The following is a 25842-nucleotide window of genomic DNA, read 5'->3' as shown; positions in this document are numbered from 1 at the left end:
GCCTCAGGCGACGGACCGCTGGGACATCAGGGTCGAGCCGACGAAGGCGTGGATCGTCTCGAGCATGCGATAGCGGCGGCCGTCGAACTCGACCAGGGACTTGCTGACGAGTCCACCCAGCGGGCCCGCCGCATCGCCACGGCACAGTTCCTGCACGGCCTCCAGGGTCGCGCCCTCCGGAAACAGCCAGAGTCGTTGCGCCATCCGGCGTTCCGGCTCACCGAGCGACTCCCAGCTCCACTCGATCGCCGTATACAGCGAGCGATGCCGCTCCGCCGCCGCCCGGTTGCCCGACAGCAGCCGGAAACGGTCGTCGAGGCGGGCCAGGATCTGCGCCGGGGTCAGGGTATGAACCCGGGCGGCCGCCAACTCCAATGCCAGCGGAATCCCGTCGAGCCGACGGCAGATCGCGGCAATGGTGGCGCAGTTGTCCCCGGTCATGGTGAAGTCCGCCCGGACGGCCCGCGCCCGATCCAGAAACAGGTGCACCGCAGCCGATCCCAGCGCCTCCGCGGGCGCGGCATCGGCGGCGGGCGCGGCCAGCGGCGCGACCGGGAACAACGTCTCCCCGGGAATCCCCAGGGGTTCCCGGCTGGTCGCCAACACCGTCAGATTCGAATAGCCGCGCAGCAATTCCGCCACCGCCCCGGCGATCTCGAGCACATGCTCACAGTTGTCGAGAAGCAGCAGCACCTGCCCACTGTCCAGCCCAGCCGGCCGATGCACCGGACACACCTGCGCGTACTCCCCCACCAACCCGAGTTCCGCACGAATATGCGCGACAGCGGTTTTCGCATCCGCGACCGCCGCCAACTCGATCAGGCGGCACCCGCCCGCCCACCGATCCGCCAGCCGGCTCGCCGCCTCGAAGGCAAGACTCGTCTTCCCGACACCCCCCCGCCCCGGTGAGCGTCAGCAGCCTGCTGCCATCCAACATCGCCCCCAGCCGCCGCAACTCGGGCTCTCGCCCGATCAGCCTGGTCAACCGCGCGGGCACCACACCACCGTCGACACCCGTCGCCGCACCACCAGCCGCACGGGCGGATGTCTCGCTGGGCCGCACCGCACCGAAGTCACCGGCCTGCTGCACCTTTCGGTCGACCCGTGCGATGGCGCCGATCTGCTCTGCCGCGGCTTGCAGTTCGGAGGACGGGCCGACGCCCAGCTCGTTGTTCAGGTGGTTTCTGGTGGTGGCGAAGACTTCTCGGGCCTGGGCGGGTCGGCCGGAGGCGGTGAGCGCATGGATCAGTCTGGCCGCCAGGGATTCTCGCAGGGGGTCGTGGCGCAGTTCCCACGACAGGGAGTCGAGAAGATCGCGGCTGCGGCCGATGGCCAGGTAGGCATCCGCGCGGGCCTCGATCGCCTCCAGGCGGACCTGGTTGACGCGGTCGGCGTGCCAGTACAGGTCGACGTTGTCGGCCAGGTCGGTGAACGGGCTGCCGTGCCAGAGGGCCAGCGCGACGTCGAGGGTTTCGGCGGCGCGGGCATGCGCGCCGGACGCGAGTTGTTCGATGCCCACCGCAATCAGGCGGGTGAAGCGGTGCAGGTCGATGTCGTCGGACTCGATCCGGAGCCGGTAACCGCCCGCGGCCGACTCCACTGCCGCATTCGCGGGGAGCAGCACACGCACCCGTTTCACCAGGGTCTGCAGGGCATTCGCCGGGTCGGCGGGCCATGTGTCACCCCAGATGCCGCAGATCAAGGTGTCGCATCCGATCACCCGGCCCGGCTGCAGGGCGAGCAGCGCCAGCAGCGTGCGCACCCGCGGTCCACCCACCCGCCGCACCGTACAATCCGCCGAAATCCCCACTGTCCCAAGGAGTCTTATCTGTCCCACACGTGCCTCGCTCGACGTCACACCATTCGATTCGATTCCCCGTCCGGCAAGTCTCACGGTTGCCCGGCCGTGCAGGGAGGGCGAAATGTGCCATCCGCAAGGCAAAAACGTGCCAACTTCGTCGAGTGGGCGTCAGTCGGTCCAGCGGCGCACGGCCCGCCGGGCGGAGCGGTGGTCCCGGTAGCCCAGCAGCGCCGCCTGGTTCGCGCCGCTCGCGGTACCGGCGGCCGCGGCGACCTCGAACCGGTGCCGCCGGGCCCGCTCGAGCTCGGCACGCCAGGTGGTGCCGTGTTCGGACAGCCGCCGCTGCAGGGTGCGGCGACTCATGTACAGCCGGGCCGCAACCCGGTCGACCGTAGCCGAATTATCTTCCAGCGCAAGGGAGATGGCGATGGCGAGATGATCGGTCCAGGTGGTGGCGCGCTGCGGCGGCACCGGCTGAGTGGCGGCCGCGTGCGCGCGCAGGATCGCGCCCAGCCGCGCGTCGGCGGTGGACAGCGGGGTCTCGAGATCCGCCTTGCGGACCGTGATGCCGTCCACCGGTGCGTCGAAATCGATGGCGGTGGTACCGAATACGTCGATCAACCGGTCCAGGTTGCGCGGCGCGCGCTGGCGGAAGGCGATCCGCGCGGGCCGCACGGGCGTCGTCGTGACCAGCCGCGCCCGCATGAAGATCGCCGCCAGCGCCCACTGCATGGCCAACTCCCGTCCCCGCCCGTCACCATTGATCATGGTGACCTCGAAGCTGACCTCGTCCTCGGTCTCCGGTCCGGGCTCGAAATAGAAGTTGGTGCTGATCGCCCCCACGAACGGCCCGCACTGTGCCAGGCCCTCGCCCAAAGTGGCTGCGGTGGTGAACAAATAGTCGTACAATCCGACCTGGCCGATCACATAGCGTTCGGCGATCCGCAGCGCGGCGTCCGCATCGCCGAGCCCGTGCTCCACCACCTCCCAGGTGCGCAGATACCCCGCGCTGTGCACGCGGTACTCCTCCCCGCCACCCAACGACCAACCGGGCAGCCCGGATTCGCGGGCGAGCCGCCGCGCGTCCAGGCCCGCGTCGACGGCATGCCGTAGCACGGACTGCGGTAGCAGCACATTGTCGGTTGTCTCGAACACCATTCCAGCTTGGAACGGCCGGTGAGCCGGAGCAACCGCCAACGCTCAGTTCTTGTGCGCGAGGACCGCGAACATGGTGACCGAGAAGTGGTAGTCGCCCCGGGCGATGCCCGCGTCGAGGTCGAGCAGCAGCCGGTCGAACTGTTCGGGGGTCACCGCGCCTGCGGCTACCGCTGCGCCACCGAGGTGTTCGAAGCTGGGGCGAGCGGTTTCGGGGTTCCACAGCAGGGTTTCGGAGGCCATGTCATCGACGGTGCAGCCCGCGGCGGTGAGCAGGCCGCGCAGCGTGCGGCCGGACGCCGGGTTCGGCGAGTTCGACAGCTGCCAGCCGTGCATGGCGCGCACGGTCTCCGGATCGCCCGGATGGGTGATGGCGGTGTACCAGTCCGAGTCGATCAGAACCACGCGGCCGCCCGGACGCAACACCCGGGTGATCTCGGCGGTGGCGGCGGCCGGATCGTCGAGGTGCTGGTAGACGCGCTCACAGCGCACGCCGTCGATCGAGGCGTCCGGGAACGGCAGGTGATAGGCGCTGCCCTCGACGAATCGCGCGGCCGAACCGGCCGCGGCGGCCCGCTCCCCGGCGATGGTCAGCATGGCCGGATTCGGGTCCACGCCTACGGCAGACCCCTCGGAGCCCACCCGATCGGCGAATTCGATGACCTCCGAACCGGTTCCGGAGCCGATATCGAGGGCGTGGTCACCCGGGCGCAGCGCCAGCGCCGTCTGCGCCCACGCGCGCAGGCGGCGAATGGCGGGCAGCTCGGCCTGCATATCCAGAATCCCGACCAGCAGCGCGGCCTGGGCGGAATCGATCTGCTCGGCATGGAAGGACGCGGGGCGGCCCTGCTCGGCGGATGGAGTTGCCATATCTCCGAACGTACCAAGATCCCCGGCGTCGGCGGGTGAACAGTCGGCGACCGGGGAATCCGGTGCTCACTGCCCGTTGCAGTCCGGCCCGAACACCTGCGCCGGGTTGACGGCGTCGGCGCTGATCGAGGACGGCCACGGCGGGCCGACCGCGTTCACCGCGTTGCGGGTGGCGTCGTCACCGGTGGGCCCGGTGCCGCCCGCGAACCTGCTACCCCTGAATGCTATTGCCCCGCAACCATCTTGAAATTGCAGCGCGATGGCGCAGCTACCGTCGCCGCATTCGGTCAGGGCGCGGCTGTCGGCGCTGCCTTGATCCGGATAGTTCCACCCGACACCGAGCGAGTACGACCCGTCCGGCAACCGGCCCGACACCGCGTACGAGCCGTACATGTGGCCGTCGGGTCCGGGCTCGGCCGTTGCCGGGCCGACTCCCACCACCATGGCCGCGGCAGCCGAGATCGCCACCGTGAAGCCTCGTAAGAGCGTGTTCGAAACAGCCATCGCCTAGCTCCCCTCGATTCGCGACCCGCAGGTTCGACGATCAGTTGGCTGGAGATGTGTTCTCTCGGACCGTACACCTCGGTGGCCGGACCGGTACCCGCAATTCGGACAAATACGTACCGACCGGCCCGTTCTCTTAAGAGCCTGCTTCAGCGCGGCGCGACCGGCGTCGGCGACAGGAACCGCAGCTCACCGGGATGCTCCGGATCCACGATGATGGTCTGGCCGTTGATCTTTCGCTTCAGCGCCGGGGGCAGGAAGTGCCGCGGGAAGCTGGTGGGCGCGACCGCCACCCGCAACCGGTGACCGGCGCGCAGCACCGCCTCGGTCGGATTGATCTCGATATCGATCTCGAACGGCACCCCCGGCGTCACCGGCAGCACCGCGTCGGCGCGCAGGGTGTGCAGCGGGAAGATCAGCTCACCGTCGACGTAGGTGCTGTTCTTCTCGTCGATCGCGCGCAGCGACGACAGCAGCGCGCCACGCGTCAGTGCCGCGGAACGGCCGTCGGGTTCGACATCGGTGACCGTGACCGACCAGAACGCCTCGGTGCCACCGGTTTCCACCCACAGGTGCAGCGTCATCGGGCCCGACAGCACCAGATCCTGTTCCAGTGGCGGGGTCGTGAAGGTGACCGCGGTGGCCTCGGCGCGCCGGTCGTCGGAGCCGAAACGACGACCCAGCACGGTGGTGACGCCCATGGTCATGAGCGCGGTATTGCCGGAGGCGAACGCGCCGCGGCCGGTCGGCAACGGCAGGCGGGTCAGGTCTTGCGGCGGCGTATCACTCAGTGCCGCATCGGTTCCCGCGTGCGCGGCCGAACCGCTCGGCTCGGGATTGAGGTAGAGCTTCCGCACGGTCACGGCCGGGTCGGGGAAGCGCGGGCGCGAGATCCAGCCACCACCGCCCTGGCGGCGCACGGTGACCGGGCCGTACCCGTCGACACCGTTGTCGATTCCCTTGCACCACTTGTCGAACCACGCGCATTGCAGCTCGTCCAGTCCGGCGGGATTGCCGGGTTCACCGAAGCCCGCGCCGATGCTCAGGTGATAGCCGTCGTCGACGAGCACCTGCTTTGCGCCGCCGTCGAGGCTCAGACGGTCGAACATGCGGAAATTCGAACGGTTGTAGACGTCGTGCCAGCCGCCGTGGATCCAGGTGGCCGCGGTGATCCGCTCGAAGTCCGGGAGTCGTTGCGCCCATTGGTCATTGAGGAAGCTGTCGGGATGGCCGTCGGTGGTGACGATGTCGCGGGCGAGACCCAGCCCGCTGAACGGATCGGCGCGGCGGTCACGCAGGTACTGCCCGACGAGCCGGTTGCGGATCAGGCCGCGCGGGGACGGCAGAAATTTCGCGCCGTCGACCGCCGCCAGCCACAACGCCATGCCCGGGGTCGGCACGCCGCCGGTGAGCCCGAGTTCGCGGACCGGGTCCTCCCCGGCCACGATCGCGAAGATAGCGTCCAAGCCTTCCGGTCGCTGACCGGCCGCGATCAGGGCGGCGATGCCGCCGTAGGAGATGCCGGTGATCGCGAGATGACCGTCGCACCACGGCTGTTCGCGCACCCAACGCAGCACCTCGACATAGTCGAGATGCTCGCGCGGGCTGAAGAAATCCCAAGTGCCGGTGGAGGATCCGGTGCCGCGCACGTCCACCACCAGATCCACGTAGCCGCGCGACACCAGGGTCCGGTTGGTCGCCCACACGTCCATGACGCCACCGGCCGGGGAGTGCAGCATGTCGCGGCCGGTGAAGCGGCGTCGATCCGAGCCTTTCACCGCCCGCCCGGCACGGCGGGCCAGGCCCGCGACCCGCGCGGCGTACCGATTGCCCAGCCGGTTGTAGGGCGTGAAGTTCACGACCACCGGAAACGCCTCGGCCACCGGCTCGGCCCGGCGGTACGCGGGCCGGGTCAGGTCCGCGCACAACACCACTCCGTCCGACATCGGAATGGCGACGGTGGTGTCGAGATGGACCGCCGGGTACTGCTCCGGCCCGATATCGAACCGCGCGTCCGGCGGCAGCGATGCGGTGGCGGGCGTTATCGGAGCAGTCATGGGGCGTCCTCTCGACATCAGCGTCCTAGCCGACTAGCTGGATCTGATTGTCTCAGACAATCATGAAGTCGGTGCGGTGATCGGCCGCCCATTCGGCCAACGTGCGACCGGGCTTACCGGTCACCGGGGTGACGGGACGGGCACGATCGGGCGTGACCACGGTGTCGCTCCAGTAGTCCAGCAGCATCTTCATGATCGGCTGCGGAATGTATTGCCCCATCTCGGAACGGAATTCGTCGGCGGTGATCTCGCTCAACGCGATCTCCCGCTCGATCGCGGCACCGAGGATGGCCACCTGCTCGGCCCGGGTCACCGCCTGCGGCCCGGTGATCGGAATGATCTGCCCGACAAACTCATCCGACAACAGCGTCTCCGCCGCCGCCTCGGCCACATCGAACTCGTGCACCGGCGCCTGCGCCGACTTCAGGTAAGGCGCCCGAATCGGCGCCCCCGACCGAATCTGCCACCGCCACTCCAGCAGATTATTGGCGAAGGTCCCCGGCCGCAGAATCGTCCACCCCTGCGTCCGCTCGGTCACAGCGGCCTCGATCGCACTGTGGTGCAACTGGCTCGCCGACCCGTGATCCCGCGGAAACTCCATCGCCGCCGCCAGCGACGACAACACGGTAAACCGCTGCACCCCAGCGGCAACCGCCGCATCCATGAACACATCCACCCCGCGAGCCGGAAACACGAAGGCCCGATCGACGCCCTCGAAAACCCGCGCCCCCAACGTCGAAGCATCGGCCATATCCCCCGCCACGACCTCGACCGCCTCCGGCAGATCGGCGTCCTCGGGCTTACGGGTCAACGCGCGGACGGCCACGCCGCGCTCCAGAAGAGTAGTAACAAGGTGCCGACCGACGGCCCCGGTAGCCCCGGTAACAAGAACGGTCAGGCTGGACTGGCGAATCTCTTTGCTGCTCATGCCATTAATGCTCCCGATAAACCCCCCACCCCCACATCACGAGAATTCGTTATTTCGGCGCCCCGGGCGACGTAGTCACCCCGGGCACACTCGTCGTGACCGTCACCGGCCCGGTCCCTGTGCTCCGATCGGGCGTAAGCGCCAGCCCCACCACTCCCGCCACCCCGAGCCACACCGCAGCGACCACAGCCGCCAGCCTCAGCTGCCGATTCCTCTTCCTCGGGGGGTCGATTATCTGAGTCTCCGGATCGAATCCGACCCTTCTCAGTTCCTGTGGCGTGACCCGTCGATTCGGGTCGCGGCTATCCGCGGTGAACCCGTACCCGCCGAGCAGAGAGGCCACCTTCTCGACGGTCCACACCCGCTCATCCTGTTCATGACTGTCGGCCCAGCCGCGCAGCTCGGACAGGCCGGAATCGAACAGCAGCACGTCCAGTTGCCCGGCTGTAGAGAAGCCAACCTTCTCCAGAAAGACCGGAAACTTGGGCCAGGGCACGACGATCACCCGGCCGTTCACCGGCGCCGTGGTACCGGTGGTGCGTTGGGTCGCGTCGCTCAATCCATCGAGAACTGTTCGAATCGCTGGCAAGGGATTCTCGAACTCGATGACGTACCGGCCACCGTCCTCCTGATTCGACAGCGACCAATCCCCCTGTGCCGGACAGCGAAACGCGCCGCCCGCGCGTCGCGGGACAAGGTAGGCGACGATCAGCACCGCTGAATACGGGAGTACGACAAGCAGATGCGCTTGCGAGGGCGGCGCGGCGGCTTCCGGGATCTGGATGCCGGACACGGCAATGCCCGGTACGCGCCAGGCCCGCAGTGCCTCGATTACTCGCTTTTCCGCGTCCTCGATCCCCGTACGGTTCGCATTGACAACTCGCACCGTCGCCCCCGATCGTTCTCCCACCAATCAGCTTGGACCACATGCTGATCCGGCGGGAGGGGTTCCGGGTTACTGATCTGCGGAGGTCAGGGCTTCGGGTTTGCGGGTGGGGTGAGGGCGGCGGGTGGTGTAGAGGAAGAGGGCTACCAGGAGGACGCTGAACCAGACGTAGGTGTCGCCGATGAGGTGTTGCCAGGGGGTCCAGTGGGTTTCGCGGTGTTCGCCGTCGGGGAGCCAGTTTTGGGGGCCCCAGACGAAGATGGCGATGGTGATCGCGGTGACCAGGTACCAGCCGGCGGCGCGACGCCAGGGTAGTTGGGTGGCGTAGCCGAGCATGCCGAGGACCGCGGGGGCGATCCAGATCCAGTGGTGCGACCAGGAGATCGGCGAGACCAGCAGGGTGAAGACGGCATTGATGCTCAGGGCCAGCGGCGGGAAGTCGATGGCGCGGCGCATGGCGGGCACCACCAGGGCCAGCAGGGCGGCGCTGAGGATCAGCCACAGGATGGTGAGCAGCGGCTTGTGGATGTCGAAGCGGGCCAGCACCGCCTGAATCGACTGGTTGGTGTGGAAGGCCGAGCCGCTGAGCCCGGACACATTGCCCATCCCGCCGAACCAGTACTTCATCGATGCGAACGGCATCACCGCGAAGGCGATCGCGGTCGCCACGGCCCCGGTGATCGCGGCGGTCGCCGCGGCCTTGTAGTCGCGCCGAATGAGGAAGTAGAGGACGAACGCGGCCGGTGTCAGCTTCACCGCGGCCGCGATGCCGAGCAGCATGCCGCGCCGCCACTTCGGCTTCTCGGTGAGGCAGTCGGCCACCACGAGCACCATCAGCAGCAGATTGACCTGCCCGAAATCCAGCGTCGAATGCGCGGGCTCGAGCAGCAGACCCAGCGGTGTGGCGCAGGCCGTCACCCACAGTGCCAGCTTCTGCCGGTCCTCGCCCGGCCACACCCGGCGCGCCACCAGATAGAAGGAGAACGCGAGCGCGACCACCGAGGTCAGGAAGAACCCGTAGCGGGCCGCATCCCACGGCAGGAACGCGAACGGCGACAACACCAGCGCGGCGAACGGTGGATAGATGAACGGCAGCCCGATCCCGATGGTGGTCTGCGGCAGCTGGCCGTACATGTCGCCGCCGTGCCACAGCGTCTGCACGCCGAGCCGGTACACCTGTAGGTCAATGAACCCACCCGTGATCTGTTTGAACGGCCACACCGGCAACATCAGGCACAGCGCGGTCACGGCCACACAGAATGCGGGAACCAGCCACATCACCCGCCCAAAACGGCGGTCCAGCGACTTCGGGACTTCAACAGCGGTAGAAAAACTCATCCGCGAACACTTTATCGGCGCTTGCGCCGACGCGCGCACCCGCACCTGCCGCGGGCTCGAATGCGGGGTTGGCGGGGGCTGCGCGGGGTCGGCTCGCAGTCGATGTCCGGCTCCCGGGGAACGCCCTCCCCGCTTGTTAGCCTTACGCCGAAATCTTTCTCACCTGCAGTTCTTCCCGGTTCGTTCCGCGTGCCCCACGGATTGCGAGGTTCCATGAAAGTCGTCCCCGCCGCGCTGAGCACGGTCCTGGCCGCCCTGACCGTCGTGGTCACCGCGGTCTCCGCGCATGCGACTCCGATCACGGTGGATGCGCCCGATCCGCAGACGAGCTTGTTCCCGGACGACGACCCGGGCGCGGATCAGCTGCTGCTGACCTGTCCGCCGGTGCCCGACGCCGACGATCCGCTGGCCCCCATCCCGCCCCGCGACCCGCTGTGCGGTGAGAACGATATGGCGTTGACCAGTGACGTCTACCTGCGCAGCAATGCATACCGGCGGCTTTCGACCATCTACGGTCCCGATGTCGCAGTCAGCCTGATCGGCAACAACCACTATCAACTGCGTGATCACGCCGGGAACCTGATTCTCGGCGAGGATCGCAGCACGCTGCGGCATGTGCCGTTCGGGAACGAGATCCCGCCACCGCAGCCGGGGAACCTGGCGGATCTGACGCCGCACGAGCAGGCGGTTCGCGAGGGCCTCTCGCGGGTGACGGTCGGGGTGATGCAGGGCGTCGTCTACACCGGCGACCTGACCGACATGTCCGGCTACCTGACCACGCCGATCGGTTCGCTGCTGGTGCAGGCGCCCGGCACCGGACCCGACCCACTGCAGCCCGGGCCGGGCGGTGACCGGCAATTGCAGCTGCTCAACAACTTCCAGGTGCTCGACGCGCAGGGCCGCTACGTCATGGGCAATACCCTGACGCTCGGCTCGCCGATGGCGTTGTGGCCCAACGCCGCCGTTCCCTGCCCGCTGGGCACGGTGCCGATCTCGCCGCTGCCTACCCGGTCACAGCCCGCCGCGCAGCGCGACGAGGCGCCGAAGACTGCGGCGGATCTGCCCGACCCGGTGTGCAAGGCACCGGCCAGCGTGCCGATCACCGGTTTCGTCGATGATCAGCCCGCACCGGATCAGCCCGGGCAGCCCGGGCAGCCCGGGGCGAAGCCGCAACCCGACCCGGTGCAGCGGCAGAAGGACATCAACGACGCCTACAGCGCGGTGGGTACCCAGTTCGGGCTGGCGGTGTCGGTCGGCGGTCTACTCGGCGGCATGACCGGTCTGGTCATCGGCTGCCTGGCCGGTGGCATCGGCGCAGGCACCGCGGGCACCTTCTCGGCGGCACTGGCCGGAACGGCGACCGGATTCGCGGGCGGATGCCTCACCGGCGCGGCCATTCTCGGCGCGATGGGTGGGACGATCGGCAGTCTCGCGATCGGCGTGCCGGTCGGCATCATCTCGGGTGTCAACGCCTACAACACTCTTCGCCTGCAGGGCGATGTGGCGCGCAAGCCGATCGTCGAGGAGATCATCGCTGCACCGGCTCCGGTCGAAACGGCCGCGGTGGCGGAGGTGAAGGGATTGCTCGACACCGTCGGTGTGCCAGCGGAAGTGGCCGCTGCCGTGCCAGCCGAGGTGATCAACGCTGTCCCAGCCGAATTCACGGCTCCCGTGACCGCACTGCTCAACCAACTGTTGCCTGGAACACCGGCCTAGCGATCCCCTTCGAAGTCGGGCCCGGCTGCCAGCCGGGCCCGACTTTTTCGTTTCCGCAGCATCTATCCCGACCAACCCGAAGGTCGGGGGCACCGACTGTCAGGGCTGTCGGCGGTTGGGCGGGAATTGAATACTGACTTGCGTCAGATTCGAGAAGTTATGGGGTTGTGATGAATTCGAAGAAGATTATCGGAGCTTTAGTCGTGTCAGCTGCGCTGTGCGCGCCGGTGCTGGCCGGACCTGCCGAGGCGGCGCCGGTCGGTGAGGCGCAGTCCGTCGGCGGCGTTCAGCCCGTTGATGCAGGGACCAGCGGGTCGGCGAGTGGATCCGCCTATCAGACCTTGAATCATCTGGTCTGCATCCTGTTTCACACCAGTCTGCAAGGATCCGTCGAAATTCCGGTCTGCTGACGGCGCGCGAGAATGATTCCGCCGAGCGGACTCTCGGCGGAAGTCAGCGTTCTATCCACCTCGACAGCGAATCCAGCATCGTCGAGCCATTCACGCATTCGGCTGTGCTGACGCCGATGAACCTGCAGATGCATCGGATGTCCGCCGTAGCCTTGGGTTTTCAACTGCGAGTCGGCTCCGACATGGAATCCGAGCAACAGCGGTCCGCCCGGTCGGAGCACGCGGTGGAAATGGTCGAGGACACAACCGATCTCGTCGTCGGGGATGTGAATCAGCGAGTACCACGCGACCAGCCCGGCCATGGAGAAGTCCGTAAGGTCGAGGTTCGCCATGAAGCCGACCTCGAATCGCGCGCGGCGTGATCGAACCTGGTCGAGAGTCCAGTCGCTGCCGGAGCGCCGTCGGGCTAGGGTGCTTGCGCCCTGACCTGATCAGCGAAAAGAGCACGATTATGCCGTTCACCGTTCGGACCCGCGCTGCCCTGTTATTGGTTGCCGGCATCGGCCTCGCCGGTTTCGCCGTCCCGGCGGCCGGTCAGTCGCTCGCCGATGTGCCCGACCAGGTTTGCCTGTACGACCCGGTCACCGGTGACGAGCACGTCAAGACTCCGGGTGAGGCCTGCGCGGGGCACGCGGTCGGCGGCCCGGGCAACTGGACCTGCCCGACCGTCCCCGGCTACGACCTCGTCTCCTCCGACGCCGACGAGATCTACATCGACTGCGACTACAACCCCTCCTAGGCTCGCGCGTCCTCACCCGTGGCGGTAAACCGGTTGTGAGGCAAGCCCATCGGTCCTTTTCGGCTGGTTGGTTCTGCTCCGGCCCGCGTATCGTCGGCGGCGGAGCGTGAGCTGAGAGGACGCCGGGGTGGGAGATATGTTGCGGCCGGGGGAGGTGTTCGCGGGCTACCGGACTATCCGGCAGTTGGGCGCGGGCGGCATGGGGGAGGTATATCTCGCGCACGATCGGGATCTGCCCCGGCTGGTGGCGTTGAAGTTGCTGACTCGATCCACCAGCGGGAACGAGGAGCTCCGCGGCCGGTTCGAGCGGGAAGCGAATACCGTTGCGCGCCTGAACCATCCGAATATCGTCACGATCTACGCGCGCGGCGAGGAGGGCGATCAGCGATGGATCGCGATGGCCTTCATCGACGGCACCGATGTCGCCCGGGAGCTGGCGCACGGGCGGCCGATGGACCCGGCGCGTGCGGTCCGGATCATCGCCGAGACGGCGGACGCCATCGACCACGCCAACGACGCCGGAATCCTGCATCGTGACGTGAAACCCGCCAATATCTTGCTCGCGACCGGAACCCGGGAGCGGGCGATCCTCACCGATTTCGGGATCGCCAAGGCTTTCGACGACAATCTCGGCCTGACCCAGACCGGCGATGTTCTTGCCAGCCTGCAGTATTCGGCTCCGGAGCGACTGGATCCCGACGTTGTCACCGACCGCCGCGCCGACGTGTACTCGCTCGGTTGCACGCTGTATCACATGCTCACGGGGGTGCTGCCCTACGGCGGAGGCAATGCGGCACAGTTGATGCACGGGCATCTGAACGGGGCTATCCCCCGGCCCAGTCACCACAGTCCGCATCTCCCAAGCGCTTTCGACGATGTCATCGCACGCGCGCTGGCCAAGGATCCCGCGCACCGATTCGCTAGCTGCAACGAACTCGCGTACGCGGCCGAACAAGCTTTGCACCAGCGCGTGGCGGACCGACCCGATCATCGGGCACCACTTGGATATCCCCAATCCCCCATGGCACCAACACAATCAGTGAACAGCCCGCTGCCACCGACGCCGTCTCGGAATCGCCGAGTACCTGCCGCCATCGGCATCTCGGTCTTGATTGCGGCAATCGTGCTGGCCGGTGGCTTCGCGGCAATCAAGCTGCGCGGCACTTCATCCGGGCCCACCACCCCCACCGCTGCTCCGACCACTACCGCCAAGAAGGACCTCCGCGACAGCGACACCACCGACATCACCCCGTACACCTCCATCGCCCTGCTCCCCGCGACCTTCACCGACGACATGGGCGCCAGATTCGACCTGCAGAGCGGTGGCCCGCCGAAAAACGACACACCTCCCGACTGCAGCCACGCGGGCGGCTCCGCCGTCGTGGAAATGCTCGCCGAACACGGCTGCAAAGGCATGATGATCGGCGTCTATCTGGAAGAAACCACCCCCGCCGGTCCCCCACCCGTCCTGGTCTCGGTAGAAATCTTCCCCCTCCCCGACGCGACCACCGCCCAGGCCGCCGCCACCGCATTGGACAGCACCCTCCAACGCAACCTCGTCTTCTGGCACCCCAACTCCGGCGTAGGCAGCAACGTCAACACCCAGGGCACGAGCGACCCCCACCGCTTCGAATCCGCCTCGGTCCACCACCGCTACCTCTCCACCGCCCTGGCCGCCCGCACCGACCTGACCCAAGACCCCACCATCGACCCCTGGCTCCAATCCGCCGCCCGCAAAGCCACCGAAACCACCGGCCCTCAATAGCCGCAAGCCCCGGCTGATCGATCCTCACCGTTGGCCGCACGGCTAGGCGAGCTCGATCACTGGGCGGCAACGGGATTCGCGGCGAACTGTCTCAGATCGTGATGCGGGAATTCATCCTCGCGTGCAGGTGTACGCCTACCGTGGAGGATTCGGGGGCGGCTTCTCCGAGGGCACGGAGTTGGAATATGACTAAATCACGGGGCGACTGGCTGGATAACTGGCCGTGGCCGGAGCGCACTTTCATGGAGCGGTTGAGTCCCGCGTCGCGGCGGGATCTGCTCTCACTCGGGAAGCAGCATCCCTTCCAGCCGGGAGAGGTGTTGTCGCCGTATGGAGATCCGGCCAGCAGCGTGTATCTGCTGCGGTCGCGGAACTCCGAGGTGTCGGCGTGCGCGAAGATCACCGGGGCGGACGGGAAGCTGCTGGCGATTCGGGTGAGCGGGGATGTGATCGGTGAGATCGCGGCGCTCGAACCCAGTTCCCGCCGTTCCGCGACGGTCACCATCTGCACGGCCGCCACCGTGCATCGCATGCCGGGAACAGAGTTCCTGCGGTTCCTCGACCGGCACCCGGACGGGTGGCAAACGCTGTGCCGCACGATGGCAGACCGGCTCACCTGGGCGGATCAGCGGCGGCTGGATTTCGGAGACTGCGCGGTCACCACCCGGCTCGCCCGTCTGCTCGTCGAATTCGCGGAGTCCCATGGCCGCCGAACCACGGTGCGGCCGAACGGGAATGGGTGTGACGACGGCACGACGGAGTCCGCCGCGTGGGAGATCACCATTCGGCTCAACTACGAGGAATTGGGCAACCTCGTCGGAGCGAGGGTCGACGCCATCGGGCTCGCCGTACGGGAGTTGCGGGAGCAGGGTCTGGTCTGCCTGCGCAATCGCCACATTGTGGTGATCGATAACAAGGGTTGGCAAAAATACGTCGTGCAACCTTGAAAATTCCTGTCACAGCGCCACTTGGGTGGACAAGATCCGGATTTTTCCAGGGCGACCGATAGTTAGCCGGTGGCATCGTGGTCTTTCAGCAGCAAGACCAACCGGAGGTGCACGATGCCGTCGCCCCACACCAGTCCCCAGACTCGCGCCGACGCGCTCTATCGCACCCTGCGCGCAGCGCACAGCCCACTGGCGGCTGCACTCATGGCTGCCGCGGTCACCGGCCGGTGCCCCACCGAATTCGCCTCCGCGACCGCGGTTCCCGCGAGGTGATCACCGTGGACACGATCATCACGCTGGCGGCCTGGGCGGCGGTCGCGATCAGAGTGCTCCCCGAGGTCATCCGCTCCCGACGCACCTACGTCTCGGTCAAGGTGACCCCGCGGGGCGAGGCGGGTCGCGAATTGTCCATCGTCGCGACAAATGTCGAAGACGCCGTACAGGTAGTGCGGCAAGCCCTGGCCGCCCAGCCGGAGGAGCAGCGCCGGATATGCCGCTCCAGAGCGGGCCTACTACCTCGACGAGGATGCGAATCAAGGTGTCCCCCAGCCGATCCCACCCCACCCCTCAGCCCCGGCCAGTAACAGCGGGCGCACGCGACACTCCGGCACATCAGCGAAAGCCCTTCCAGCGCAAAGCAATCCAGGCCCAGCGTCTCCGCTGAGCCTGGATCTGGTAAGCAGAGCGCAGGGGACTCGACCCCTGAGTCAATGGGCCGGGGTGAGGGTCCAATTGTCGTATCGGCTCCACCACTCGGCGCTCCGATCGGTCCCATCCTCCGGGGCATTGCCGCGCAGGTAGCCGTCGTCGAACCAACTTCCCTGATAGAGGCCCGTTTTCCCATCAGACCAGTGAATGGTGAACCTGATCGAGCGGCCCTCGATCAGGCCGTCCGTGACTTCGCCGTAGTAGGTCAGGGTGTTGGCCATTCCGTTGAACGATTCAATCGTGTTCGCCGCGTTGGTCTCACGCCAGGTGACCTTGACGTGGAATCCGAGTGGGTTGTCGGTCGTCCCGGATGGGCGCTGGTATACGTCCCAGTCCGTCTTCAGGTTCACCGCACTGGGCGGGACCGCCGGCGCGGTCACGGTCCCTGCGGCGCCGAAAACGGCCGCCGTGCCGAGCACGAACAGGCCGGCACGCAGCAGGCGTTTCGGTTGGAAGAACATGTTCAGTCCTGATGTGAGGTGATGGGTCCCGCCGAGCGCGGCAGGGCAATGACTTCTATTCATGCAGTATCGGTGTACTTGTGCAGTATCACTGTAGCGATGCAGTAATCATGCATCGAACCGATCGGGGGTGTCAAGAAGCCCTCTCCGACGGGAGAGACAAGCGATAACCACCGGCCGCAACATGATCGCGGGCAAGATCCCGCCGTACACGGCACCCTCGGAGTCGACGAAAGCCCTTACAGCACAAACAAATCAGGCCCGGCGTTCCGCCGAGCCTGCCACCCCTTCCACCCTGATCGATCAGCACTAGTCCTGTCGCGCAGTCGGATTCGAGAGGAGAACCATGCATCGCTGGCTGCTGTAGTCATCCAATCGCCGCTTCCGAAGCAATCGGCGGTATCTCCGGCCTCCTACCCCACCCGATCTACATGACCCTCAGCCTCGGCGCGCTGTACGCGGCGTTCCGACTCCGCTCGGCCACAACCACACCCGTCCCCCGCAGGCTGTCCACCCCACCTCGCCGGGGCAATCCTGTCCGCGATCTCGATAGCCCTGGCATTGATAACATTTGACAATGCTTTCGGCCTCCGCACTGACCACAGCCCCAGGTAGACAGGGAGATCGGCGCGATATGGCGATCAAGGAGACCGCAAACACCCACAGACGACCCAGCCGGTCCCTGCTGACTTTCCGCGGGCTACGCCGCCAAGCAGAAGGATTGGCGTACTGGAATGAACCACTAGCCGCTATTCTCTGACCGCGCCCAGCCAGTCGCGGACCCATCCTCTGGCCACCGCGCACGATTTCCGGAGGGTCTCTTGCCGAAGGTGCCTGATGCTCGTAGACCCAGCCGTGCTGCGGTCAACGCGCTGCGGACACTGCTGGAGCGACACAATCACATCGTTCAGGAGATCGATGGCCAGAACGACTTCGGCGAGGACCAGCACGTCACGTTCACTGCGGACGGTGAGGTAACCGGCGACCTGGTCAAGATCCAGGTCAAGGGCGGCCGTTCGTGGCGCAAGGTCGGCGGGTACACCGTACCGATCGGTGATCACGGCAACACCTGGGCCGATGGCAACATCCCAGTACTCTGCGTTGTGCATGACCCGGACACCGACGGTCTCTACTGGGCAAATGCCACCAAGCAACTGCTGTTCGCGCGGCGCAACGCTGAGGTGCTCAAGACGATCACGGTCGACTCCGAGCGCAAGCTGGATGACGAATCCATGGCGGACTTCGTCGCTGAAGTCAGAGCCTATCTAAGCCGCTATCGGGGCAACCGAATCATCCAGGCCCAGTTGGGCGAGATGGCGGGCGTTGAGTTCGGCCCCTCGGACATCGTGCAGCACCACGTGAACGTGTTCGGCGAGGATTTGATCTTTTGGCAGCGCCGAGGTGAGGGATTCGCGACACTGCTCCACAGTGACCTCGACTGGTATCCGGAGCACATCGGCCCCGAGCACTTCCATCCCAATGGCCGACCAGGCCTTCTTCCTGGCATGTGCGTAGTGGCGGACAAGATACTGAGTAAGGCCGAGGCGCAGTGGCTGGCGGCCTGTTTTGACGCGGCTCAGTGGGCTCGCAATCCAACTGCCGATAATCCGCCTCTTCACACCAACATTGACGCACGCCATATCTATGTGGCCAGACGAGTTGAACACCATCTTCGGATCGAACCCGACTCATTGACACGGTCGATCCAGGTACTCCGTACCGAAGCCGCGACCGACCACGATCTGGCTGCCATTACCACGGAGTTGGAGTCGGATGCTGACGCATATACCGAGGCGCTCTCGAAATCCTGGCGTGAGATGTCGGAGAAGGCGCGCCGGCTCGTCACGTTCTACCTGGTCAAAGAGGTGCGTGTTGGCCTTCCCGCGCTGCCGATCGACGAGCAGTTCCGGATCATCTGGCGCTGCCCCCGTCCGACCTGGGAATACGGTTTCGACGCGCGGGTCGGACAACCGAGTACTCGTATGACCTCGGCCCGACATAGGGTCAGCGCATTCGAGCTCAGACCGGGCGACAGGATCTACTGGCTGAGCCGCCATGGGAACGAACGGGGCCGGACAGTGTCGGCTGTCTGGGATTCCGAGGACAAACCCGGAACCGTCTGCGTTCTGTTCGATCAGCTGACGTTGGGGGACACCTTCTGGCCGGAGGAGTCGTTTGTCCGGAAGGCGTTGACCAAACCGCGATGATGGCGCAGGCGCGGCATCAGGACCATCAAGCTGGGGGCTGGCCACCTGGGGACGTACGGCAGAGACCGCCCCTCTGTCAGAAACCGCTCACGTCCTGGACGCCGACCCAAACGAACTAGCCGTAGAGGGTGCGATCGGGAGTGGTCGGATGCGGCAGTAACGAATAAGAACGGTCGAGGACAGAGCCCAGTCAACCAACTACCGCGTAGGGTCTGGGGTTCATCATCGATCAGCGGGTGTGGGAGCTGCCGGGGGCTATGTCGATCACGCCGAGGATGTCGCAGCGGCTCAGCCAGCCTGGCGCAAATAGCCGAAACATTTGATGAGCCAGCTTCATCGGCTGCAGCGCACGATAGCTCTTCTCATCGAGCATCGACATGTCGCCTGTTAAGCGTCCCTCCGCCAGCACGCTAGTCACCATGCCAGAGAGGCCGAGCCGAGGTCCACGGTCTCAGCGGCCGACCTGCCTTAGCAGGATCGCTAAGACTCGACGTGCATCACCTCGCCTCTGACGATCACCCGACAATGTGCCGATGAGTGCGACAACGGTAATGGTTATGGCGTACAGCGCCCCAGCACTACCACCAATCACCGCAGTCTGGAAAAACAGTCCGGCCCAGGGAATCACGGAAACCTCTTCGCATCTTCGGCACAATGGCCCGGTTCACAGCAACGACCTCCCTAATGTGCTGCCCAAGTGCGTTGCAACAGAACAGATATCGGATCCGACCTTCATACGCCCCGCTATCCTGCTGGTTGGCGGGATATACACAAGGATCCTGGTCGGATCCGACTCGGCGTCGAAGGGCAAGAACATGAGCGGTCCGTTTCGTCCTGCACAGGGACCTCACGTCACCTCCACCGTATTGTCCGAACTAGCCCGGCTGTGGGATCAGGCAACTCACTACGCGCTGATGGACAACCCGCACGGCCAGGAGATCTCTCAGCGAAAGCTTGCGGATCAGTCCGGGGTGCCCACGCAGACGATCAGTTCGTGGTCGACCGGCGCCTCGCTACCTCGAGACATGGATCGGCTGGTCGCGGTTGGCGCGGTTTTGGCACGATGGGCGGGCGAAACTGCTCTGAGCTTCCGCGAGTGGGAACGCAGGCTCGGAGTCGATCGAGCAGCTCAGATCGAGGCACCGCGTGAAACACCTCTCCCCGACAATGACCGGTCCCCGGTCACCAACGAGTTATCGGGGACAGTCAGTGGAAACGTCATCCAGGCCGGTCAGGTTCACGGGAACATCACGTTCCGATAGCCGGCCCGAATGCTCGATCACACCGGTTGCGGCCCTGAGTGATTGGCACGGAGCTTCCTGGCACGTCCAATCCACCAAATGGCCGACGCGACTCGTCCATTCTCGAACAGCACTCCTGCGAGACCGACCGCGCCCTCGGCATCGCCGCCATCCGCGGCCTCGCGGTACCAACGTTGCGCGTTGCCCACGTCTCCTCGGTTGCGGTAGATAACGGCAAGATTGAACGCGGAATCGATATGCCCTCCATCCGCCGCCACCGTCAAAGGAGCAATGGCATCGTCAATCCTTCCGAGTTCCGTAAGGAGTCCACCGAGCACGGCCGCGGCTAGTCTATCGCCAAGTGCCGCAGCACGTTCGAACCACACCACTGCCTCGTCGGGCCGCTCGGCATCGTAGAGTGAGCGTCCAAGCGCGCGGATCGACTCCAGGTGATTCGAATCCGCGCCACGAAGGTAGCAAGCGCGAGCTTCCTCGAGCCGCCCGCTGCTCGCCAACAAATTCCCCAAGTTGAACATTGCTCCCGCCCGCCCTTTGTCGGCAGCTAAGCGGAACCACTTCTCTGCCGCAACAAGATCGCCATTCTCCGACCACAGCACCCCCAAGTTCAGGGCTGCCTCGGCGGACCCGCGTTCGAACGCCAGCAGGTACCAATGCTCCGCCTCACTGAAACGACCCGCCTCATGATGGAACAAGCCAATATTGAATGTTGCCCGACTATCCCCAAGGCTATCCGCCTTGGCGTACCAACTATGAGCTTCATCAGTGCGCCCCGCGCTGGTCAAGATATTGCCTAGATTGGTCGCCGATCGGTACTCGCCCAAATCTGCTCCCCGGCGGTACCAATGCTCGGCTTCCGCCAGCTGGCCATCCGCTTCAAACTTGAATCCCAGGTCGAAACATGCATCCGGATACCCCGCTTCAGCGGCGATCCGACACCACTCACGTGCCTCAGCCGCTTCTTCAGGCAGGACCAGCAATACGCTGAGATTGAAGGCTGCTCGGGGCTCGCCATTCTCTGCAGCCTGTAGGAACATGCTCCTCGCCGCTTCCGGGCGTTCGGTCTCCATCAGCAACACACCGAGGTTGTAAGCGGCCATCGTCGCAATCGGCGCAGAGGAACTGGAAATTCTTGTCTGCCAAATCTCCTCGGCCACACGAAGCGACACAGCAGTTGCGGCCTCAGCCGCCCGGACTGCCACACTCATCGAGTCGATGTCGGTCTCAGCGCACTCAGCCGCCCGCCCCCACACAAAATCCCTGATTGGCATCCCAGTGGAAAGCTCATCAGTCCTGTCTGCAAGGTACGGGAAGGCGAGCCATCGTTCGCCCTCAAACGGCAATAGCGGACTTGCAACACCAAACCGGGTCCTACTAGCCCACGCAAACGCGTCGTTCAACGACTCCGGCCGGAGAAGCATCCCACCTTGTTGCTCCAAATATTTCGCATGCAGATCGACAATTAGCGACTGCGGATACGGCCCTGGCAGACCGCTTCTCGCAAGATCCACAGCTGCTGACACCAGGGCGGCGCCTCGCGGTTGTCCCTCGACGTCTGCGGCACGGCGCCACTCCGACCAGATTGCCGGACCTGCTGCGAGATACTCTGCCACGCCGTAGTACCCGTGACACTCGACTGCCTCCGAGATCCGTTCGTCATCCAGCGCCGCCGCTCGTCCCAATTCGTCGTCACTCCAAATCCGCGGCAGCTCGATCGACTCACACATGGAGAGAACTTGTGCTCCGACGTGAGCGAGCTGGGCTAGCGATCTGTCGTCACCCAACCCTGAGCCGGGACGACGACCGGGATCGAAGAGTTCGAACTGTGCTTTCCGAATTGTCCCAACCACCGATACCCCGCGCTGGAGAAGCACCCGCAGTGTGTTGGGATCCAAAGCACCGGGTCCGAGAAACTTCTCCAGGTCATCGAGCCACAACACACACCCTCCGCTGAACCGCACGATGGCGTCCAGCATGACGGGAAGATCAACGCCGGTTGCCGGTGTCGCGATGCGATGGTCGGGCAGTACTGCTCTGAGCGCCTCGTACGCTGCCCTGGTCTTGCCCGCGGCGGAGCTACCGATCAGGTAGATCATGCCACCCGACTCGCTCATGCTCGATAGCCTGAGCCGCAATCGTTCATCGACATCGCGCTGAACATACGGTGGGACACCGTTGTCATCCGGTCCTGGTCGAGCACGGAGCGTACCTGCATGCAGGGGATCCCACTCCCTGATCAGGGGCCAATTCATGGGGTCCATCAAGTACTCTGAACCCAGCGCCGGCCCATTGACGACAACATCGCCGTTCACGTAACCGACCTGCATTACCGGAGCGTGGTGAACTCCACCGTGGATCTGGTTGTGAGTCTTTCCCGCTCCATCGCTCTTGTCGGCCCCCACTGCCACGACGCCCTCCATGCACTCTTACTTGCTCGACATCGCCTGTCCCCGTTGCCAATACGATAACGTGCTGCACCGTCCGACGACAGCCGTATCGACATGAGGGATTGCCATGGGCAAAGCAAACCGTACCCGAAAAGGCAAGTCCAAGAAGCTCATTAGCGACGGAAAACCCAGGAGCGGAGGCAACTTGCCAGCCAACGGGTTGAATACCTCCCCAGGAGGAATCGCACTTGCCCAGCTCTTGGAAAGCAATGCACCACCGAGGTTGAGTTTGGCCGGAGCTTATGCCTGGGGATTCGCCGTCGTCGCCCTATCCCAGGACGACGGACCGGATTGGCACTCAGACACCGATCCGCTGGATTTAATCGTTCTAGGATCAGAATACTCTAAGAAATTCACGAGTGCCGGCCAGTTCGGAAATGCCCGTACCGCTTGGTTGCGAGCGATAAAAACAACCCCCATATGGGCGGGCATCAAGCACTTTATCGCGACTGCGGTCGCGCTCAGCATCGAGCTGGAACGTCCGGTTGACGACGGAACACTCCTGTTGGAATTGTGTGCGGAGTTACAGGCATGTGGACTCGACGACATTGAAATACCAGAGCATCTCCGCCCCGGAGTATTACTCGCACAATCCCGATTCCTGCGAGGTGGTCCGGAAACAGACAACGCTCTACGGGAAGTTACCGAACAAGGTCAGGCCCGAGCGATTGATTTTCTGAGCCGACTGGATAGTACGACCGACCAGGACGGCACCTACGCTGAGCTTCTTCGCGATGGCTTGTTTCTACTAGAGACTTCCGGGCTGCCTGTACACGAAGACGGGCGGCTACTACTGATCGCCCTATTTGCTTCTTTGGCGGCGTCTGACGAGGAGCCGATCGACGAGCTCTCCGAGCGTGCGTACACGTGGGCACTCGGCCTCGAGGACAACACCCCAATAGCATCTATCGTCGACGCAGTACTTGCAGGGACAATGCATGAATTGGACACACTAACCATATTGGGGCACCTTTTCTCAATTCCAGAATTCACCCAGATACCCGACTATCAATCCCTGCGATGGCACGGCGAACCAGGTACGGACTTCATTCATTTAGCCCTTGAATTCGGACACCAACGCCTACGTACCCGAACTGGCTATAGAGTAGGGCTAACCGATGAAAGTAGAGATCTACTGGAAAGTCAGGTCGACAGATTCCGCCAGAAGTTCGGCCGCGACCCAAGTCCGGACGAACCGATATTCTTCGATCCAGACGCAGATGAGCCCTCATTCATGGATCCGATAATTGTTGACGAGATGTGGCAAAGCCTCGCCGAAAGCACGGACAGCCCACTCGTCCGCGCATTCGCGCTGGCCGCGAGCGAGGTCGGATACATTGTCACAGAAGAGAATGAGGGCCACTTCTCCAAGCGCGAGAAAGAGGCGTTTAGCAACGCTGTAGAGCGACATCTCGATTCAAGGAATATCCTAGAATTCTTGCCAGAAATGCTGCAACAGTTGATTCAGATGCTCATCGATGGATCGGTCGGACCTGAGACACCACGATCCCTAATTGATCAGCTGGTCTCAACTGAGGAAGAGGACGTAGATATTTCGATGCTGGTCAGCCTCTTGGTTGCCGTGCCGCTTGGCTGGCTTGTGTCCATCAGAGATGGCGGCATCTCCCAGAGACAGATCCTAGAAGCAGTCGAGTGGATCCACGAGCACCTAGACGGTATCGACCGCGCTGGTCCCGCACTCGTCGTAGCAACCGCATTGTGGAATCTCGACGATTGCCAAACCCTCGAGGATCATCTCGGCAAGCGGGTCGCCGACCTCACGATCAACGACCTGCACCATTTTCTCGGGCCCGACTTCTCACCCGCGATGGTGTGGCTTTGTACAGGGCTCACTGCAACGGTCGGCGGGGGCCATTCCGGCTGGCTCCACAATCTCGAGCGTGACAAGAAGGGGAAACGCCGATCGAAGTCAGGAGAACGTAAGAAGAAGCGACGTTCGAAGCGGTGACACACAACCCACGGATCGAGCGGCCGCGCGGTACGAGAACGAGTTAGGCCCGGTCCTGGTGGACCGGGCCTAGTCAAGTGGAGCTAAGGGGATTCGAACCCCTGACCCCCTCACTGCCAGTGAGGTGCGCTACCAGCTGCGCCATAGCCCCGGATTGTTGCCGTTGGTTTCCCAAGGCGACTGGGAGAAGGTACACCATGGGACCGGGTGGGGGGCAAATCGGCTGGTGGGAGGGGTGGGTGGAAGGGGTTGTGGGGGTGGGAATTATGGAGGGGTGGGGGGTCGGGGGCGCGCGTAGACTCGCGGGTGATTCGTTGTCGTCCGGGGTGGGCTGCCGGTGAGGTGGTCGGCTCCGTGGGGAAGGTCGCACGCGGGTGACGCTGATCAATGGGCGGTATGAGCTCAGGGGGCTGGTCGGGAAAGGGGGGATGGCCGAGGTTTGGGATGCTTGGGATCGGCAGTTGCGCAGGCAGGTTGCGGTCAAGGTGCTCGACGCGGGGAGTCTCGCGGTCAGGGAGCAGGACGAGCAGGTGGCTTGGCAGCGGTTCGAGCGGGAGGCGCGGATCGCGGCGCAGATGAACTGCTCGAATATTGTGATGCTGCATGATTCGGGTGTTTTTGCCGAGAATGGTTTGCGGTCACCGTTTCTGGTGATGGAGTTCATTCACGGGGAGAATCTGCGGCAGTTCATGCGGACGCCGGACAATTGGGGGTTGCCGGGGGTCGCGCGGATTCTCACCGATGCGCTGAGCGGGCTAGTGTACGCGCATTCCAAGCAGGTGGTGCATCGGGATATCAAGCCCGAGAACATCATGATCTGCCGGGACGGCACCGCGAAGCTGGCCGATTTCGGGATCGCCATCGAGATGCGCGAGAACATGCAGCGGCTGACCCGCGCGCACCAGGTGGTCGGCACCCAGAACTATTCGGCCCCCGAATATCTCGAGCACGGCCGGTTCACGCATCTCAGTGACGTGTACTCGTTCGCGGTGGTGTGCACCGAGGTGCTGGAGGCGGTGTACGCGCCCGCGCAACTGCCGCAGAAACTCAGGTCGGTGCTGGATCAGGCGCTGTCACCGGATCCCGCACTGCGTTTCGGCTCCGCGGCGGAGTTCCAGCACTACTTCCGCGACGCCGTGCACACGGAAACCCGCAGCAAACCACCCCGCGAGCCCTCCGAGGAAACCACCCGCAAGATCCACGGCCCCGCAGCGGAACCCGCGACCGTGCCCGTGCGCAACCCCACCAGCGTCCTGCAGCCCGGCCCGCCCGTGCGTCCGCCCGCCGAACACGGCGGCGTCGAGATGCCCGCGACGGGCCTGTGGGGCATCTTCGTGCACCCGGCCCTGGTCTTCCGCCAGCGCGTCCTCGAGGGCCTGACCCGCGACGACCCCCGCTATATCGGCGGCGTCCTGCTGGGCGCGGCCGCCACCGGAATCGTGCTGGGCTGGCTGGTTTTCGTCCTGCTCGCCTGGCTGATCGTGTCGATCGCCCATCAGCTGTGAGGAATTCGATGAGCAATCCCGTGAGACACCCGCGCGCCGGTCTGGCCTGGGAGCGGTACGTCTACGCCAACTCCCGCGCCTGGCACTGGTTGCGGATCGCGATCCGCGTCGGCGGCGCCTGCCTCCTGGTCACGCTGCTGTGGCTGACCTACACCGTGCTGCGCTGAGGA

24 protein-coding genes and 1 tRNA gene are annotated in these 25842 nt (G+C 65.0%); 12 read left to right on the top strand and 13 right to left on the bottom strand.

Annotation, left to right across the window (positions count from 1 at the left end; translation table 11 throughout):
• Window positions 1–3 precede the first annotated feature (3 nt).
• From ACYVN4_RS04505 to ACYVN4_RS04465, 9 genes are all read right to left on the bottom strand, one after another.
• Entirely contained in the window at window positions 4–693 is a 690-nt protein-coding gene (locus ACYVN4_RS04505) for an ATP-binding protein (protein WP_460717931.1), read from the bottom strand.
• Window positions 668–1777, bottom strand: a complete 1110-nt coding sequence (locus ACYVN4_RS04500) for an AfsR/SARP family transcriptional regulator (protein WP_460717930.1) — start codon at window positions 1775–1777, stop codon at window positions 668–670. The genes ACYVN4_RS04505 and ACYVN4_RS04500 overlap by 26 nt, the downstream gene beginning before the upstream one ends.
• A 192-nt stretch (window positions 1778–1969) precedes the next feature.
• Window positions 1970–2956 carry an AraC family transcriptional regulator ligand-binding domain-containing protein gene (locus ACYVN4_RS04495; RefSeq protein ID WP_460717929.1) on the bottom strand — a complete coding sequence of 329 codons (987 nt, stop codon included), beginning with the start codon at window positions 2954–2956 and terminating at the stop codon, window positions 1970–1972.
• 45 nt (window positions 2957–3001) lie between these two features.
• Complete coding sequence (locus ACYVN4_RS04490) at window positions 3002–3826, bottom strand: methyltransferase domain-containing protein (RefSeq protein ID WP_460717928.1); 825 nt, start codon at window positions 3824–3826, stop codon at window positions 3002–3004.
• Between the two features lie 66 nt (window positions 3827–3892).
• Window positions 3893–4330: a DUF4189 domain-containing protein gene (locus tag ACYVN4_RS04485; RefSeq protein WP_460717926.1), complete on the bottom strand. Its 438-nt coding sequence runs from the start codon at window positions 4328–4330 to the stop codon at window positions 3893–3895.
• Between the two features lie 149 nt (window positions 4331–4479).
• A complete protein-coding gene (locus ACYVN4_RS04480; RefSeq protein WP_460717925.1) occupies window positions 4480–6387 on the bottom strand; it encodes a CocE/NonD family hydrolase in 1908 nt (635 codons plus the stop codon).
• A 52-nt stretch (window positions 6388–6439) separates the two neighbouring features.
• Window positions 6440–7315 carry an SDR family oxidoreductase gene (locus ACYVN4_RS04475; RefSeq protein WP_460717924.1) on the bottom strand — a complete coding sequence of 292 codons (876 nt, stop codon included), beginning with the start codon at window positions 7313–7315 and terminating at the stop codon, window positions 6440–6442.
• 49 nt (window positions 7316–7364) lie between these two features.
• Window positions 7365–8201 (bottom strand): hypothetical protein, encoded by an 837-nt coding sequence (locus ACYVN4_RS04470; RefSeq protein WP_460717923.1) that lies wholly within the window; start codon window positions 8199–8201, stop codon window positions 7365–7367.
• A 69-nt stretch (window positions 8202–8270) separates the two neighbouring features.
• Window positions 8271–9539 carry a glycosyltransferase 87 family protein gene (locus ACYVN4_RS04465; RefSeq protein ID WP_460717922.1) on the bottom strand — a complete coding sequence of 423 codons (1269 nt, stop codon included), beginning with the start codon at window positions 9537–9539 and terminating at the stop codon, window positions 8271–8273.
• 213 nt (window positions 9540–9752) lie between these two features.
• Between ACYVN4_RS04465 and ACYVN4_RS04460 the strand changes: the two genes are divergently transcribed.
• The 7 genes from ACYVN4_RS04460 (at window position 9753) to ACYVN4_RS04430 (ending at window position 15700) form a co-directional block, all read left to right on the top strand.
• Window positions 9753–11255, top strand: a complete 1503-nt coding sequence (locus ACYVN4_RS04460; protein WP_460717921.1) for a hypothetical protein — start codon at window positions 9753–9755, stop codon at window positions 11253–11255.
• Between the two features lie 170 nt (window positions 11256–11425).
• Window positions 11426–11665 carry a hypothetical protein gene (locus ACYVN4_RS04455; protein ID WP_460717920.1) on the top strand — a complete coding sequence of 80 codons (240 nt, stop codon included), beginning with the start codon at window positions 11426–11428 and terminating at the stop codon, window positions 11663–11665.
• Between the two features lie 104 nt (window positions 11666–11769).
• Window positions 11770–12027: a hypothetical protein gene (locus ACYVN4_RS04450; RefSeq protein WP_460717919.1), complete on the top strand. Its 258-nt coding sequence runs from the start codon at window positions 11770–11772 to the stop codon at window positions 12025–12027.
• Between the two features lie 89 nt (window positions 12028–12116).
• Complete coding sequence (locus tag ACYVN4_RS04445; protein WP_460717918.1) at window positions 12117–12404, top strand: hypothetical protein; 288 nt, start codon at window positions 12117–12119, stop codon at window positions 12402–12404.
• 136 nt (window positions 12405–12540) lie between these two features.
• Window positions 12541–14169, top strand: coding sequence for a serine/threonine-protein kinase (locus ACYVN4_RS04440; RefSeq protein ID WP_460718364.1), 1629 nt, complete (start codon window positions 12541–12543; stop codon window positions 14167–14169).
• A 185-nt stretch (window positions 14170–14354) separates the two neighbouring features.
• Window positions 14355–15116 carry a Crp/Fnr family transcriptional regulator gene (locus tag ACYVN4_RS04435; RefSeq protein ID WP_460717917.1) on the top strand — a complete coding sequence of 254 codons (762 nt, stop codon included), beginning with the start codon at window positions 14355–14357 and terminating at the stop codon, window positions 15114–15116.
• Between the two features lie 278 nt (window positions 15117–15394).
• Window positions 15395–15700 (top strand): hypothetical protein, encoded by a 306-nt coding sequence (locus tag ACYVN4_RS04430; protein WP_460717916.1) that lies wholly within the window; start codon window positions 15395–15397, stop codon window positions 15698–15700.
• 123 nt (window positions 15701–15823) lie between these two features.
• Here ACYVN4_RS04430 and ACYVN4_RS04425 read toward each other — a convergent pair whose 3' ends face one another.
• Window positions 15824–16285 (bottom strand): hypothetical protein, encoded by a 462-nt coding sequence (locus ACYVN4_RS04425; RefSeq protein WP_460717915.1) that lies wholly within the window; start codon window positions 16283–16285, stop codon window positions 15824–15826.
• Window positions 16286–17115: 830 nt separating this feature from the next.
• Between ACYVN4_RS04425 and ACYVN4_RS04420 the strand changes: the two genes are divergently transcribed.
• Window positions 17116–18492, top strand: coding sequence for a DUF4365 domain-containing protein (locus tag ACYVN4_RS04420; RefSeq protein ID WP_460718363.1), 1377 nt, complete (start codon window positions 17116–17118; stop codon window positions 18490–18492).
• A 229-nt stretch (window positions 18493–18721) separates the two neighbouring features.
• Here ACYVN4_RS04420 and ACYVN4_RS04415 read toward each other — a convergent pair whose 3' ends face one another.
• Entirely contained in the window at window positions 18722–18901 is a 180-nt protein-coding gene (locus ACYVN4_RS04415) for a hypothetical protein (protein WP_460717914.1), read from the bottom strand.
• A 124-nt stretch (window positions 18902–19025) separates the two neighbouring features.
• On the opposite strand from ACYVN4_RS04415, the gene ACYVN4_RS04410 reads away from it, so the two are divergent.
• A complete protein-coding gene (locus ACYVN4_RS04410) occupies window positions 19026–19754 on the top strand; it encodes a helix-turn-helix domain-containing protein (RefSeq protein ID WP_460717913.1) in 729 nt (242 codons plus the stop codon).
• Window positions 19755–19771: 17 nt separating this feature from the next.
• Here ACYVN4_RS04410 and ACYVN4_RS04405 read toward each other — a convergent pair whose 3' ends face one another.
• Window positions 19772–21865 carry an SEL1-like repeat protein gene (locus ACYVN4_RS04405; protein ID WP_460717912.1) on the bottom strand — a complete coding sequence of 698 codons (2094 nt, stop codon included), beginning with the start codon at window positions 21863–21865 and terminating at the stop codon, window positions 19772–19774.
• 400 nt (window positions 21866–22265) lie between these two features.
• On the opposite strand from ACYVN4_RS04405, the gene ACYVN4_RS04400 reads away from it, so the two are divergent.
• Window positions 22266–24167 (top strand): hypothetical protein, encoded by a 1902-nt coding sequence (locus ACYVN4_RS04400; protein WP_460717911.1) that lies wholly within the window; start codon window positions 22266–22268, stop codon window positions 24165–24167.
• Window positions 24168–24245: 78 nt separating this feature from the next.
• Here the strand turns inward: ACYVN4_RS04400 and ACYVN4_RS04395 are convergent.
• Window positions 24246–24318: transfer RNA gene (locus ACYVN4_RS04395), tRNA-Ala, on the bottom strand.
• A gap of 223 nt (window positions 24319–24541) precedes the next feature.
• Here ACYVN4_RS04395 and ACYVN4_RS04390 point away from each other — a divergent pair.
• Window positions 24542–25672: a serine/threonine-protein kinase gene (locus ACYVN4_RS04390; protein ID WP_460717910.1), complete on the top strand. Its 1131-nt coding sequence runs from the start codon at window positions 24542–24544 to the stop codon at window positions 25670–25672.
• An 8-nt stretch (window positions 25673–25680) separates the two neighbouring features.
• Complete coding sequence (locus ACYVN4_RS04385) at window positions 25681–25839, top strand: hypothetical protein (protein WP_460717909.1); 159 nt, start codon at window positions 25681–25683, stop codon at window positions 25837–25839.
• The last annotated feature ends 3 nt before the right edge of the window (window positions 25840–25842 follow it).

It is taken from the genome of Nocardia heshunensis (assembly GCF_054782115.1).
The sequence above is the reverse complement of the archived record's forward strand: the minus strand, read 5'-3'. Positions and strand labels throughout refer to the sequence as shown.

Coding starts and splice junctions, on each gene's coding strand:
- ACYVN4_RS04490 (WP_460717928.1), bottom strand. CDS start 3,826: ATGGCAACTCCATCCGCCGAGCAGGGCCGCCCCGCGTCCTTCCATGCC.
- ACYVN4_RS04485 (WP_460717926.1), bottom strand. CDS start 4,330: ATGGCTGTTTCGAACACGCTCTTACGAGGCTTCACGGTGGCGATCTCG.
- ACYVN4_RS04480 (WP_460717925.1), bottom strand. CDS start 6,387: ATGACTGCTCCGATAACGCCCGCCACCGCATCGCTGCCGCCGGACGCG.
- ACYVN4_RS04475 (WP_460717924.1), bottom strand. CDS start 7,315: ATGAGCAGCAAAGAGATTCGCCAGTCCAGCCTGACCGTTCTTGTTACC.
- ACYVN4_RS04465 (WP_460717922.1), bottom strand. CDS start 9,539: ATGAGTTTTTCTACCGCTGTTGAAGTCCCGAAGTCGCTGGACCGCCGT.
- ACYVN4_RS04460 (WP_460717921.1), top strand. CDS start 9,753: ATGAAAGTCGTCCCCGCCGCGCTGAGCACGGTCCTGGCCGCCCTGACC.
- ACYVN4_RS04455 (WP_460717920.1), top strand. CDS start 11,426: ATGAATTCGAAGAAGATTATCGGAGCTTTAGTCGTGTCAGCTGCGCTG.
- ACYVN4_RS04445 (WP_460717918.1), top strand. CDS start 12,117: ATGCCGTTCACCGTTCGGACCCGCGCTGCCCTGTTATTGGTTGCCGGC.
- ACYVN4_RS04440 (WP_460718364.1), top strand. CDS start 12,541: ATGTTGCGGCCGGGGGAGGTGTTCGCGGGCTACCGGACTATCCGGCAG.
- ACYVN4_RS04435 (WP_460717917.1), top strand. CDS start 14,355: ATGACTAAATCACGGGGCGACTGGCTGGATAACTGGCCGTGGCCGGAG.
- ACYVN4_RS04425 (WP_460717915.1), bottom strand. CDS start 16,285: ATGTTCTTCCAACCGAAACGCCTGCTGCGTGCCGGCCTGTTCGTGCTC.
- ACYVN4_RS04410 (WP_460717913.1), top strand. CDS start 19,026: ATGAGTGCGACAACGGTAATGGTTATGGCGTACAGCGCCCCAGCACTA.
- ACYVN4_RS04405 (WP_460717912.1), bottom strand. CDS start 21,865: ATGAGCGAGTCGGGTGGCATGATCTACCTGATCGGTAGCTCCGCCGCG.
- ACYVN4_RS04400 (WP_460717911.1), top strand. CDS start 22,266: ATGGGCAAAGCAAACCGTACCCGAAAAGGCAAGTCCAAGAAGCTCATT.
- ACYVN4_RS04385 (WP_460717909.1), top strand. CDS start 25,681: ATGAGCAATCCCGTGAGACACCCGCGCGCCGGTCTGGCCTGGGAGCGG.